This window comes from Bradyrhizobium sp. BRP20 (assembly GCF_020194215.1).
GTDB lineage: Bacteria > Pseudomonadota > Alphaproteobacteria > Rhizobiales > Xanthobacteraceae > Bradyrhizobium > Bradyrhizobium yuanmingense.
This window is the reverse complement of record NZ_JADYVY010000003.1, coordinates 152,541-166,460: the sequence shown is the minus strand read 5'-3', so window position 1 is coordinate 166,460 and position 13,920 is coordinate 152,541. Positions and strand designations below refer to the sequence as shown.

9 protein-coding genes are annotated in these 13,920 nt (G+C 65.5%); 7 read left to right on the top strand and 2 right to left on the bottom strand.

What is annotated here, in order from left to right; genetic code table 11:
- The first annotated feature begins 275 nt into the window (after positions 1-275).
- From I6F33_RS09780 to I6F33_RS09755, 6 genes are read left to right on the top strand one after another with little or no spacing between them, the layout of a single operon-like run.
- Positions 276-3,125 (top strand): bifunctional transaldolase/phosoglucose isomerase, encoded by a 2,850-nt coding sequence (locus I6F33_RS09780; RefSeq protein ID WP_225142215.1) that lies wholly within the window; start codon positions 276-278, stop codon positions 3,123-3,125.
- Positions 3,126-3,138: 13 nt separating this feature from the next.
- Positions 3,139-4,137 carry a phosphogluconate dehydrogenase (NAD(+)-dependent, decarboxylating) gene (gene gnd, locus I6F33_RS09775; RefSeq protein ID WP_109145917.1) on the top strand — a complete coding sequence of 333 codons (999 nt, stop codon included), beginning with the start codon at positions 3,139-3,141 and terminating at the stop codon, positions 4,135-4,137.
- 29 nt (positions 4,138-4,166) lie between these two features.
- Complete coding sequence (zwf, locus tag I6F33_RS09770) at positions 4,167-5,678, top strand: glucose-6-phosphate dehydrogenase (protein ID WP_225142213.1); 1,512 nt, start codon at positions 4,167-4,169, stop codon at positions 5,676-5,678.
- A complete protein-coding gene (pgl, locus tag I6F33_RS09765) occupies positions 5,678-6,427 on the top strand; it encodes a 6-phosphogluconolactonase (RefSeq protein ID WP_225142207.1) in 750 nt (249 codons plus the stop codon). The genes zwf and pgl overlap by 1 nt, the downstream gene beginning before the upstream one ends.
- Complete coding sequence (locus I6F33_RS09760) at positions 6,414-6,956, top strand: gluconokinase (RefSeq protein ID WP_036007277.1); 543 nt, start codon at positions 6,414-6,416, stop codon at positions 6,954-6,956. Before pgl ends, I6F33_RS09760 begins: the two co-directional genes overlap by 14 nt.
- Complete coding sequence (locus I6F33_RS09755; RefSeq protein ID WP_225142206.1) at positions 6,953-7,765, top strand: HAD family hydrolase; 813 nt, start codon at positions 6,953-6,955, stop codon at positions 7,763-7,765. The genes I6F33_RS09760 and I6F33_RS09755 overlap by 4 nt, the downstream gene beginning before the upstream one ends.
- Before the next feature lie 209 nt (positions 7,766-7,974).
- On the opposite strand, the gene I6F33_RS09750 is transcribed toward I6F33_RS09755, so the two are convergent.
- Together I6F33_RS09750 and malQ are read right to left on the bottom strand one after the other, a co-directional pair.
- Entirely contained in the window at positions 7,975-9,777 is a 1,803-nt protein-coding gene (locus I6F33_RS09750) for a glycoside hydrolase family 15 protein (RefSeq protein ID WP_225142205.1), read from the bottom strand.
- Positions 9,778-9,807: 30 nt separating this feature from the next.
- Entirely contained in the window at positions 9,808-11,769 is a 1,962-nt protein-coding gene (malQ, locus tag I6F33_RS09745) for a 4-alpha-glucanotransferase (protein WP_225142204.1), read from the bottom strand.
- A gap of 204 nt (positions 11,770-11,973) precedes the next feature.
- On the opposite strand from malQ, the gene I6F33_RS09740 reads away from it, so the two are divergent.
- On the top strand, positions 11,974-13,920 hold the full coding sequence (locus I6F33_RS09740; RefSeq protein ID WP_225142203.1) for a maltotransferase domain-containing protein: 1,947 nt from the start codon (positions 11,974-11,976) through the stop codon (positions 13,918-13,920).

Sequence of the window (13,920 nt, the reverse complement as noted above, 5' to 3'; positions counted from 1 at the left end):
AATTCATTGTCGGTACGGAGAGCGTGGATGCGTAGGAGTGGATGACGACGACATGCCCGCTGGGCAGCGAAGCGCTCAGATCGGCCGGATGGTGAACGACCTTTACGCAACAGCAAGCTGCCCGTCTGGATCGCCATGATCGCGACGGAGTTACACTGGAGGGTATGACTCCCGCACCCTTGATTGGTTCCCTCCCGGGTGCATGTAGGCTAGAGGATAGCGCGTCAGACCTTCGCGAAAACCCCTCGTCCGCAGGCTTGGAGATAATAAGCATCATGAATCCCGTCAAAGAACTGGAAAAGCACGGACAGGCGGTCTGGCTCGACTTCCTGGCCCGCGGCTTCATCGCCAAGGGCGACCTGAAGCGGCTGATCGACACCGACGGCGTCAAGGGCGTCACCTCCAACCCGTCTATCTTCGAGAAGGCGATCGGCAGCTCGGACGAATATGACGCCCCGATCGGCAAGGCGCTGAAGCGCGGCGACCGCAATGTGGCCGACTTGTTCGAGGCCGTCGCGATCGAGGACATCCAGAACGCCGCCGACGTGCTGCGCCCGGTCTACGACCGCCTCAAGGGCGGTGACGGCTATGTCAGCCTGGAGGTCTCGCCCTATCTCGCCATGGACACATCGGGCACGATCGCGGAGGCGCGGCGGCTCTGGAAGGACGTCGGTCGCAAGAACCTGATGGTGAAGGTGCCGGCGACGCCGGAGGGCCTGCCGGCGATCGAGCAGCTGATCAGCGAGGGCATCAGCATCAATATCACGCTGCTGTTCTCCAAGGCCGTCTATCTCGAGGTGGCCGAGGCCTACATCGCCGGTCTGGAGACCTACGTCGCCGGCGGCGGCGATCCGTCGCATGTGGCCAGCGTCGCCAGCTTCTTCGTCAGCCGGATCGATTCGGTGGTCGACAAGCAGCTGGACGAGAAGATCGCCCGCGCCAACGATCCGTCCGAGAAGGAACGTCTCGCCGCGCTCAAGGGCAAGGTGGCGATCGCCAACGCCAAGCTCGCCTATCAGGACTACAAGCGCCTGTTCGCGGGCCCGCGCTGGGAGAAGCTCGCCGGCAAGGGCGCCAAGCCGCAGCGCATGCTGTGGGCCTCCACCGGCACCAAGAACAAGGACTACAGCGACGTCCTCTATGTCGAGGAGCTGATCGGCCCCGACACCATCAACACCGTGCCGCCGGCAACGCTGGATGCGTTCCGCGATCACGGCAAGCCGCGCGACAGCCTGGAGGAGAACGTCGAGGACGCGAAGCGCGTGCTGGAGGAGCTGGAGCGCTCCGGCATCTCGCTCGATGCGATTGCCGAGGAGCTGGTCAAGGACGGCGTCAAGCTGTTTGCGGATGCCGCCGACAAGCTCTACGGCGCCGTCGCCCACAAGCGCGCCGTCGTGCTCGGGCCCGCACTCGACCGCCAGCAGCTCTCGCTGGGCGACGGGCTCGGCAAGGCGCTGGCCAAGACCACGGAGGAATGGCGGGCGTCGGCCAAGATCCGCAGGCTGTGGCAGCGCGACAAGTCGGTCTGGACCGGCGCGGACGAGGACAAATGGCTGGGCTGGCTCGACAGCCCGGCGAAGGCCGACATTGCCGATTACGAGGACTATGCGGGCCGCGTGAAGAGCCAGAAATTCTCCGACGCCGTCGTGCTCGGCATGGGCGGCTCCAGCCTCGGACCCGAGGTGCTGGCGGAGACCTTCGGCAAGAAGCCCGGCTTCCCCAAGCTGCACGTGCTCGACTCCACCGACCCGGCGCAGGTGCGGGCGATGGAGGCGAAGATCGACATCGCTAACACCGTGTTCATCGTCTCCAGCAAGTCCGGCGGCACCACCGAGCCGAACGCGATGAAGGACTATTTCCACGAGCAGGTTGCCAAGGCGGTGGGTGCAAAGGTGAAGACCGGCCATCGCTTCATCGCGGTGACCGACCCCGGCTCGTCGCTGGAGAAGGCGGCGAAGCAGCTGAACTACGCCCGCATCTTCCATGGCGAGCCCTCGATCGGCGGACGCTATTCGGTGCTCTCGCCCTTCGGCTTGGTGCCGGCGGCAACCGCGGGCATCGACGTCAAGAGCTTCGTCAAGCATGCGCTGGCGATGGCCCGCTCCTGTGGCCCCGATGTGCCGCCGTCCGAAAACCCGGGCGTGCAGCTCGGCCTTGCCATGGGTCTCGCCGGGCTCGAAGGCCGCGACAAGGTGACGATCCTGGCGTCGAAGAAGATCGCCGATTTCGGCGCCTGGGCCGAGCAGCTGATCGCGGAATCGACCGGCAAGGAGGGCAAGGGCCTGATCCCGATCGAGGGCGAGCCGCTGGGCGATCCCTCCGTCTACGGCAACGACCGCTTCTTCATCGACATCCGCGTTGAAGGCGAGGCGGATGCCGCACACGATTCCCAGCTTGCCGCGATCGAGGCGGCGGGCCACCCCGTGGTGCGCATCGTCATGAAGTCGATCGAGCATCTCGGCCAGGAGTTCTTCCGCTTCGAGATGGCAACCGCCGTGGCCGGCAGCATTCTCGGCATCAACCCGTTCGACCAGCCGGACGTCGAAGCGGCCAAGATCAAGACCCGCGAGCTCACCGCCGCGTTCGAGAAGACCGGCAAGCTGCCGGCGGAAGAGCCGGTGGTCAGCACCAAGGACGCCGATCTCTACACCGATGAAGCCAATGCCACGGCGCTGCGCGCTGCCGGCGCCAATGGCGATCTCGGCTCCTGGCTGAAGGCGCATCTGTCGCGATCCAGCGACGGAGACTACGTCGCCCTGCTCGGCTACATCGCGCGCGACAAGGCCACGATCGACGCGCTCCAGGCCATGCGCTTAGAGGTGCGCGAGAAGCGGCATGTCGCGACCTGCGCCGAGTTCGGCCCGCGCTTCCTGCATTCGACGGGACAGGCCTACAAGGGCGGGCCCGACAGCGGCGTCTTCCTCCAGATCACCGCCGATGACGCCAAGGACCTGCCTGTGCCGGGCCAGAAGGCGAGCTTCGGCGTGATCAAGGCGGCGCAGGCCCGCGGCGATTTCGACGTGCTGACGGAACGCGGCCGGCGTGCGCTGCGGGTGCACCTGAAGGGCGGGCTCAAGAAAGGCCTTGCCGCGCTCAATGCAGCGCTCAACGACGCGCTGAACTAAAGGAATAATGCAGATGCAACTCGGCATGATCGGCCTCGGCCGAATGGGCGGCAACATCGTTCGCCGCCTGATGCGGCACGGGCATTCGACCGTGGTCTACGACAAGGACGCCAAGGCCGTCGCGGGCCTTGCCGCCGACGGCGCGGTCGGCTCGGCGACGCTGGAAGAGTTCGTCGCCAAGCTGGAGCGGCCGCGCACGGCCTGGGTGATGCTGCCGGCAGGACGCATCACCGAGACCACGATCGAGACGATCGCCGCCGTGATGCAGGAAGGCGACGTCATCATCGACGGCGGCAACACCTTCTGGCAGGACGACGTCCGCCGCGGCAAGGCGCTGAAGGCGCGCGGCATCCATTATGTCGATGTCGGCACCTCAGGCGGCGTTTGGGGGCTCGACCGCGGTTACTGCATGATGATCGGCGGCGAGAAGCAGGTGGTCGACCGGCTCGATCCGATCTTCGCGGCGCTCGCGCCGGGCGCCGGCGACATTCCGCGCACGCCGGGGCGCGAGGGCCGCGATCCCCGCGTCGAACAAGGCTACATCCACGCCGGGCCCGTCGGCGCAGGCCATTTCGTCAAGATGATCCACAACGGCATCGAGTACGGCCTGATGCAGGCCTATGCCGAAGGTTTCGACATCCTCAGGAATGCCAATATCGAGGCTTTGCCGGCGGATCATCGCTACGATTTCGATCTCGCCGACATCGCCGAAGTGTGGCGGCGTGGCAGCGTGATTCCGTCCTGGCTGCTCGACCTCACCTCGACCGCCCTCGCCGACAGTCCGCAACTGTCGGAATATTCCGGCTTCGTGGAGGATTCCGGCGAAGGCCGCTGGACCGTGAATGCGGCGGTCGACGAGGCCGTGCCGGCCGAGGTTTTGACCGCGGCGCTCTACACACGTTTCCGGTCCCGCAAAGAACACACCTTCGCCGAAAAAATTCTTTCGGCGATGCGTGCAGGGTTCGGCGGGCACAAGGAGCCGACGCAGCCGGGCGCGGCGAAGCCGAAGTAACGCGTAAACCAAGCGAAGGCCGACCATTCGTGACAAAAGACCCGCAGCCAAAGCGCAAGCCGGACAATTGCGCCTTCGTCATCTTCGGCGTCACCGGCGATCTCACCCATCGCCTGGTGATGCCCTCGCTCTACAACCTGGCGGCGGAGCACCTGTTGCCGGAGAAATTCTGCGTCGTCGGCGTCGCCCGCAGGGGCCAGTCGGATGAGGAGCTGCGCGACAGCCTGCTGAAGGGCTTGCGGCAATTCGCGACGCGCCCGGTGGACGACGACATCGCGACGAGGCTTTTGGAATGCGTGACCTTCGTCGAGGCCGACGCAAAGGATCCGCCCTCCTTCGACCGCCTGCGCCAGCATCTGGATTCGCTGGAATGCGCGCAGGACACCGGCGGCAACCGGCTGTTCTATCTGGCAACGCCGCCCGCCGCGTTCGCGCCGACCGCGCGGGAGCTCGGCCGCACCGGCATGATGAGGGAGAACGGCGCCTGGCGGCGGCTCGTGATCGAAAAGCCGTTCGGCACCGATCTGGCCTCGGCCCGCGCGCTGAATGCCGAACTCTTGAAGATCATGGACGAGCACCAGATCTACCGGATCGATCATTATCTCGGCAAGGAAACGGTGCAGAACATCCTGGTGCTGCGCTTTGCCAACGGCATGTTCGAGCCGATCTGGAATCGCAACCACATCGACCACATCCAGATCACCGTGGAAGAGAAGCTCGGGGTCGGCCACCGCGGCGGCTTCTATGATGCCACCGGCGCGCTGCGCGACATGGTGCCGAACCACCTGTTCCAGCTGATGTCGCTGGTCGCGATGGAGCCTCCCGCCCGCTTCGACGCACATTCCGTACGCTCCGAGAAGGCGGAAGTGCTGACATCGATCCAGCTGCCCAGCCGGGAGGACGCACTGAAGAATTCGGTGCGCGCGCAATATCTCGCGGGCCGCAGCGGCGACGACGAGATCACGGACTATCGCAAGACCGCGGACGTCAAGCCCGACAGCACCACCGAGACCTTTGTCGCGCTCAAGCTGATGATCGACAATTGGCGCTGGGCCGGCGTGCCGTTCTACTTGCGCACCGGCAAGGCGCTCGGCCACAAGCGCACCGAAGTCGCGATCAAGTTCAAGCAGGCGCCGCTGTCGATGTTCTCAGGGACGGACGTCGACCGGCTGTCGCAGAACTTCCTCACCATCGGCATCGCGCCGACTGAGACCATCGAGCTGCAGTTCAACGCCAAGATCCCGGGGCCGAGCATCACCATCGACGGCGTCGAGATGAAGTTCCGCTATGGCGACTATTTCCGCGCCGATCCCTCGACCGGCTATGAGACGCTGATCTACGACTGCATGATCGGCGACAACATCCTGTTCCAGCGCGCCGACGGCATCGAGGCCGGCTGGCAGGCCGTGCAGCCGTTCCTGGACGCCTGGAAGAGCGCGGGCAGCAACGGCATCGAAACCTATGAAGCCGGCAGCGACGGCCCTGCCTGCGCCGACGAGCTGCTCCGGCGCGACGGGCGAAGCTGGCGGAAGTTCTCGTGATGGCTCAGGCCGAGCAGCCGAAGCTGATCGTCGAGGCCGATGCCGAAGCTCTCGCCCGCGCCGCGGCCGAACGCGTGCTGGCGCGGATCGCGGCCAATGCCGGCCGCATCGCGATCTGCCTCACCGGCGGCTCCAGCCCGAGGACGCTGTATCAGTTGCTCGGCAGCGAGGCCTGGCGCGGCAGGATTCCGTGGGAGCGCGTGCACTGGTTCATCGGCGACGAGCGTTTCGTGCCCGACAGCGATCCCCTCAACAACATGGCGGTCGCCCGCGCGACCTTTCTCGACCGCGACGCGCCCGCCGGCCATATCCACCCGATCCCGACCACAGCCGAAAATCCCGATGCCGCTGCGGAAGCCTATGCGCGTGAGCTGCAGGCCTTCTATGGCGGAGACCAGCTCGATCCCGCACGTCCGCTGTTCGATCTCGTCCTGATGGGCGCAGGACCGGACGGCCACACCGCCTCGCTGTTTCCCGGTTACCCCGAGATCGAGGAGACCCGACGCTGGGTCGTCGGCGTTCCCAAGGCGAACGTTGCGCCGTTCGTGCCGCGGGTCTCGCTCACCCTGCCCGCTTTGGCCTCCTGCCGCGAGATGCTGTTCGAGATTGCCGGGCACGACAAGCGGCCGATCTTGACGCGCCTCTGCAATGGCGAGAATCTGCCGGCCTTGCGCGCGCGCTCGAACGGCGAGACCGTCTGGCTGGTCGACAAGGCCGCGCTTCCGGAGGACATTCGTGGGCCGCGCTGAAGCACCCTGTGCATTGATCGTGATGGGCGTGTCGGGCTCGGGCAAGAGCACGGTCGCGAAGGCGCTCGGCGAGCGCCTCGGCTGGCGGTTCGAGGACGGCGACAGCTTCCATCCCGCCAGCAATGTCGAGAAGATGCGGGCCGGACATCCCCTCACCGACGAAGACCGCTGGCCCTGGCTGAATGCCATCGCCGACGAAATCGCGCGGGTCTGCGGCCGCGGCGAGCACGTCATCATCGCCTGCTCGGCGCTGAAGCACGCCTATCGAGACGTGCTGCTGCGCGGACGCGATGACGTCCGCTTCGTGTTCCTGAAGGGCACCAAGGAGCTGATCGCCGAGCGGCTGGCGCAGCGCAAAGGGCACTTCATGCCGCCCGGACTGCTCGCCAGCCAGTTCGAGACGCTGGAGCCGCCGGAGCCGGGCGAGCACGTCATCACCGTCTCGATCGACGAGACCGTCGAGGCGATCGTAGACGGCATCGTGCGGCAGCTCAAACTGGGCGGCGCAACACCCAAGGTTCTGCCATGACCCAAATCTCACTCGTGGTCTCCGACGTCGACGGCACGCTGCTGACCAAGGACAAGACGCTGACGGAGCGCGCGAAGAACGCCGTGCAGCGGCTGCACCAGGCTGGCATCGGTTTCACCATCACCTCCAGCCGTCCGGCGATCGGCATGCGCTTCTTGATCGAGCCGCTGGCGCTGTGGCTGCCGGTTGGGCCGTTCAACGGCTCCTCGATCGTCGATCCCGAGATGCGGCCGGTCGAGCAGCACCTGATTCCAGCGCGCGCGGCCGAGCGCACCTTGCAGATCCTCCGCGACTACGGCGCCGACGTCTGGCTGTTCACCACCGACAAATGGCTGATCGACAATCCCAGCGGCAGCTACGTCGCGCACGAGCGGCACACGATCCGCTCCGATCCGACGATCGTGACTGACTTCTCGCCCTATCTTGCCAGCGCCTGCAAGATCGTCGGCGCCAGCGCCGACGCCGCCCGGCTCGAGGCGTGCGAGAAGGTGATGCAGGAAGCCCTCGGCAGCGCAGCGACCGCGGTGCGCTCGCAGACCTATTATCTCGACATCACCCCGCCGGGCTTCAACAAGGGCACGTTCGTGCAAGCGATGGCCAGGCGCCTCGGCATCTCGACCGACGCGGTCGCCACCATCGGCGACATGCAGAACGACCTCGCGATGTTCCGCGTCAGCGGCACCTCGATCGCCATGGGCAACGCCGCCGACAACGTCAAGGACGCGGCGACGCACGTCACCGCGACCAATGAGCAGGACGGCTTTGCCGAGGCGATGGAGATGATCTTGACGCGGAATGGGGTGGGCTAAAGCGGAATGGCTTAGATTGACTCGATTGCCACGGGCTCGGTGCAACCTCTCCCGCTTGCGGGAGAGGTCGCGCCGAAGGCGCGGGTGAGGGCTTTCTCCTCTAGGGGGCTATCCCATTGCGGAGACACCCTCTCCCCAACCCTCTCCCGCAAGCGGGAGAGGGAGTGCACCGTGCTCGTGGAGGCAAAAGCGCCTGACGGCGCTTCCTACTACTTCGACCGCTGCACTGCCGGCTTCTCGCTGCCCTGCCTTGCCGCCGATAAATTGTGCGCCGTGTTGATCAGCGCGATGTGGGTCAGCGCCTGCGGGAAATTGCCGGTCTGGCGGCGGGCCACGGAATCGTATTCTTCGGCCAGCAGCCCGACGTCGTTGGCGATGCCGACCACGCGGTCAAGCAGAACTTGCGCCTTGTCGAGATCGCCCGACAGCACATAGGCATCGGCGAGCCATAGGGTACAGGCCAGGAAGGCGCCTTCGAGCGGCGGCTGGTCCGGGGGCAGCTCGCGCGGGTCGTGCCGCAGCACGAAGCCGTCGCGCATCAGGCATTTTTCGGCCGCCGCGATGGTGCCGCGGATGCGCGGGTCGTCCGCCGGCAGGAAGCCGACGGCGGGCAGCAGCAGCACGCTGGCGTCTAGCATCTTCGAGCCGTAGGACTCGACGAACGCATTTTCCTCCGCATCGAATCCCCTGTTGCAGACATCTCGATGAATGGCTTCGCGTAGCGCACGCCAGTGCAGCAGCGGCGCCTTGAAGCCGAAGGTCTCGGCGCTCTTGATGCCGCGGTCGAAGGCGACCCAGGTCATCACCTTGGAGAAGACGTAGTGCTTGGGCTGGCCGCGCCGCTCCCAGATGCCGTGGTCGGGCCGGTCCCAGACTTCGGCCAGATGATTGAGCACGGCGCATTCCAGCGCCCAGGTCGTCTCGTCGTCGAGCTTGAGCCTCGCCATGCGCGACTGGTGGAAGGCGTCGATCAATTCGCCGTAGACATCGAGCTGGAGCTGCGCGTGGGCGGCATTGCCGACGCGCACCGGCTGCGCGCCCTCATAACCGTTGAGCCAGCCCGCCTCCCATTCCAGGAGGCGCCGCTGGCCCCAGATGCCGTACATGATCTGCATGTTCGCCGGGGAGCCGGCGGCCGCGCGCAGCAGCCAATTGTGCCAGGCCAGGGCTTCCTCGGTGTAACCCGAGTTCATCAGCGCCAGCAGCGTGAAGGTGGCATCGCGCAGCCAGCAGAAGCGATAGTCCCAGTTCCTGCTGCCTCCGAGCTTCTCCGGCAAGGAGGTGGTGGGTGCCGCGACGATGCCGCCGGTCGGCGCGAAGGTCAGCGCCTTCAGCGTGATCAGCGAGCGCAGGACCAGCTCCTGATAGTCGCCGTCACGGGTGCAATGGCCGCACCAGTCCTCCCAGAATTTTTCGGTCTCCTGGAGCGCCAGCTCCGCATCGATCGGCGCAGGCGGGGCGAGATGCGAGGGACCGTAAGTCAGCACGAATGGCACGGTCTCGCCTTCCTTCACCTCGAAGTCCGAGACGGTGGTCAGATCCTCGCCGCGGGTCTCGACCGGCGTGCGCAGCACCGTCATGTCCTGGCCGGCGATGGCCATCAAGGAATGGTCGATCCGCCGCACCCAGGGAATATCCGCGCCGAAGCCGAAGCGGATGACGAGCTCCATCCGCATCTTCACGGTGCCACGGATGCCGCGGACCAGCCGCACGATGTCGGACGCCTTGCCGCGCAGCGGCATGAAATCGATCAGCGCGACGGTGCCGTTCTTCGTCTCGAACCGCGTTTCGAGGATGAGGGTGTTGCCGAGATAGCGCCGCGAGATGGAGGTTGCGCCCTCGCTCGGCGCGATCAGCCAGCGGCCGTTTTTGTGCGTACCGAGGATGGCGGCAAAGCATGCGTCGGAATCGAAGGCCGGCCAGCACAGCCAGTCGATCGAGCCGTTGCGCCCGACCAGCGCCGCGGTCTCGCAATCGCCGATCAGCGCATAGTCCTCGATCCTTTGAGCCAATGTCGTGCGAGCCTGGCAAGTCCCGGCGGCTCAATTCCCGCCGGGCAATGAACGTTCCCGTGTCGCAGCCTTCAAAGCTGCGAGATCGATCTTGGACGCGATCTTGTCGAGCGCGACCGGCAGGCGCTGGCGCCAGTTCGGATGCTCGTCGATCGTGCCGGGAATGTTGGGCTGGTCGATCACGCCGAGCAGATCCTCCATCGACACCGCGAGCAGCCGCGACGGCGTGCGCGACAGGAATGCCAGCACAGAGTAGAGATCGTTGGCGCTGATGCCGTTCTGGCGCAGGATCTCGTCGAGCCTGCCGAGCGCATCCCAGCGCGCCTGGTCGTTCTCGCCGGGATCGAGCCCGAGCGAGCGCTTCATCTTGAGATCGCTGAAGGAGCGCCAGCCGGCATAGGTCGACAGGTCATGCGTGTTCAGCGTCACCAGCGCATTGGGCCGGTAATGGTCGACATTGCGGAAATGGCCGGCATCGTCGCGCTCGAACATCATGACGAGATAGGACCAGATGCCGAAATCCTGCATCATCTCGCGGAAACCTTCCGGCACGGTGCCGAGGTCCTCGCCGATCACGATGCATTTGTGGGCTGCGCTCTCGCGCGCTACGGCGGCCAATAGCGCCTCGAACGGCATCTGCACATAGGCGCCGTTGTCGGGCTTGAAGCCGCGCGGCACGAGATAGAGCCGTTTCAGGCCGAGCACGTGATCGAGCCTGATGGCGCCGGCATGGCGCATCGACGCCGCGAGCATGTCGGCGAACGGGACGAAGGATTGCGCTTCCAGCCCACCGGCATTGAAGCCGGCAAGGCCCCAATCCTGGCCGATCGTGTTGAGCACGTCGGGCGGCGCACCGACCGCGAGATGACGCGAGATCGCCGTCTGCTCGTTCCAGGCATCGAAGCCGTTGGACTGCACGCCGACGGCGACATCGAGATAGAGCCCGACCCGCATGCCGAGCTGGCTGGCCAGCTCCTTGGCCGCATGCAGCTGGCTGTCGGCGGTCCATTGCACGAATTCGACGAACTCGACCTCGCGCTTGTCGGGGCCGTTGCGCAGCTCGGCGAATTTCGCCTCGTCCGGCTGCTGCCATTCTTGCGGCCATTCCCACCAGGGTCCGGTGAAACGATGCCGCAGCACCTCGAAACAGGCAAAGCGGGACAACAGCGGCGCGCGCTCCGCACGGAAGGCGTCAAACGCCTTGCGACGCGCCTCGCTCGCGCTTGTCACGAAGCTGTTAAAGGCGGCGCGCAGGCCCAGCCATTTCAGCGCCGCCATGTCGGTATAAGGGACGCGGTCGCCCTCGCGCAGACGGGCGGCCGTTGCGGCCGCGTCGGGCACGAGGTCGGCCGAAAATTCAGGGATCGCCTCGACGTCGATATAGAGCGGGTTGAGGAAAAGCCGGCTGTTCGGCGAATAGGGGCTGCAATCGGCCGGGTGATCGTCGAACAGGACATGCAGCGGATTGAGCCCGACGCCGTCGGCCCCGAGCTGCTTGGCGAGCCGGACCAGGCCGGCGAGATCGGTGAAATCGCCGATGCCCCAATTGCGGTCGGAGCGGACGCTGTAGAGCTGCACGGCGAGCAGCCAGCCGCGGTCGAAATCGCCGCCGAAACAGCGCTCGGGCGCCACGATCATCGGCACGTCTTCGCTCGCACCTTCGGCATCGGTCAGCGTCAGGCGGTGATACCCGAGCGCCAGGCCCGCGGGCCAGGCGATCACGGGCTCCCGCGTCTCGCCTGCCGCGATCACATTGCCGTTGCCGGCGATTTTCCATCGCAGCGGCGGCGCGCCAACCGACGCCAATTCCGTGCGCGGGCGTCCGAGCGCACGGACCACGACCGGCCCGCTGACGAAGCGATAGACCCGCTTCTCCGGCAGGGCATCGAGGATGGATTTGAGGGCCTCGGGCGCGGTGACCCGCAGCTTGCCGAGGGCATCGATGAATTCGGATTGAACGCCCTTGATCCGGGCTTGAGCTAAAAGATCCATTCGGCACGCAGCTTGCAGGCCATTGTTTGGCCAGGGGCATCGAGAATAACGAGATCGCGGAAGAGGTTAGTCAGGGGTAACTCGCAAACTGCGCTTGCCGTTCCCAAGGGAACCAATGACACACAAGCGGCTTTCTATCATGGTACCAAGCGTGGGTTCCCGACAAGGGAAACGGGCTCCTGCTTTCTTGTCAATGGCATCACCGTGAACAAGACAATTCAAACTGTCGAGAGTGCCGCGGCCGGCAGCGCTTTCCTGATCGAGGACGTCTATCCCGCGATCGACGGCGGCCGTTTCGCCGTGAAGCGGATCGCGGGCGAGCCGGTCGAGGTCTGGGCCGACATCTACCGCGATGGCGAGGCCGTGATCTCAGCCGCGCTGATCTGGCGAGGAGAGCAGGAGCGCGAATGGCGGAGCGAGCCGATGACCCATCACGGCAATGACCGCTGGTCCGGCGCGTTCACGCCCCCCGAGCCCGGCCAATATGTCTACGCGATCGAAGCCTGGACCGACGAGTTCGCTACATGGTCGCACGCCGCCGCGCGAAAGCGGCGCACCGGGGCCGATGTCAGCCTCGATGCGATCGAGGGCGCCGGCCTTTTGACCAAGGCGCATGGCGCGCGGCAGGACGCCGCAGCTATCATCATCAGGCAGTGCGAAGATTACCTGAGGAACGGCGACATCACCTCGCTGCTCGCGACCGAGCTCGGCGAAGCCATGGCCGAGAGCCAGTCGCGGCCGGACCTGACGCGTTCGCCATTCTTCCCGCTGACCGCCGACCGCGACAAGGCGCGCTTCAGCACCTGGTATCAGATGATGCCGCGCAGCCAGAGCGCATTGCCGGGCCGGCATGGCACCCTGCGCGACTGCATCGCGCGCGTGCCTGACATCGCCGCGATGGGCTTTGACGTGCTCTACTTCACGCCGATCCACCCGATCGGCAAGACCAGCCGCAAGGGCCGCAACAATGCGCCGGTGGCCCGTGAAGGTGATCCCGGCTCGCCCTATGCGATCGGCTCGGCCGAGGGCGGCCACGATGCGCTGCATCCGGAGCTCGGCACGATCGAGGACTTCCGCGCGTTGGTCGCCACATGTCTTGAATATGGGCTCGAGCTTGCGCTGGACTTCGCGGTGCAGTGCTCGCCGGATCATCCCTGGCTGACGCAGCATCCGGAATGGTTCAAATGGCGGCCCGACCGCTCGGTGAAGACGGCGGGCGGCCCCTATTCCGACATCGTTATCCCCGACTTCAATTCGGTCGATCGCGTCGGGCTGTGGAATGCGTTTCGCGACGCCATGCTGTTCTGGATCGACAAGGGTGTAACCATCTTCGCCATCGACAATCACGACACCGCGCCGCTCGCGTTCTGGGAGTGGCTGATCCGCGATATAAGCCGCCGTCATACCGACGTGATCCTGTTCTCCAAGACCTATGCACGGCCAAAGCTGATGAAGGGCCTCGCCAAGCTCGGCTTCGCGCAGTCCTTCACCTATTTCCCCTGGCGCACGGAAAAATGGGAGCTGGAGCAATATCTCGGCGAGCTGACGCGCTATCCCGAACGCGACTTCTACCGCCCGAACATGTTCGTCAACACGCCTGACCTGTTGCCCTTTCACCTGCAGAGCGGAGAGGCCTGGGCCTTCAAGTCGCGGATCGCACTGGCGGCAACGCTCTCAGGCAATTACGGCATCTACAGCGGATTCGAGCTGCTGGAGCATGAGGCCATTCCCGGCCGCGAAGAATATCTGGATTCCGAGAAGTACCAGATCAGGCAGCGCGACTGGGACAGACCGGGCAACATCAAACCCTACATCGCAGGGCTCAACCGCATCCGCAACGAGAACGCGGCGCTCCAGCAGACCGCGAATTTGCGCTTCCTGGCCATCGAGGACGGTGAGACGATCGCCTTCGCCAAGGAGACGGCCGATCCGGCCAACATTGTCGTCGTCGTGATCGCGCTGTCGCGCCACGTGCGGGAATGCTGGCTGCCGCTCGGCGATCTCACAGTTGACGCCGGAGGACGGCGTCACCATGTGACGACACTCGAAAACCTCCTCACCGGCGAACAGTCTCGCATCGAATGGGGCGGCATCAAGTTGCGTATCGATCCCGACCGCGATCCGGCACTTCTGTTCCGCTGCCTGGCGTAA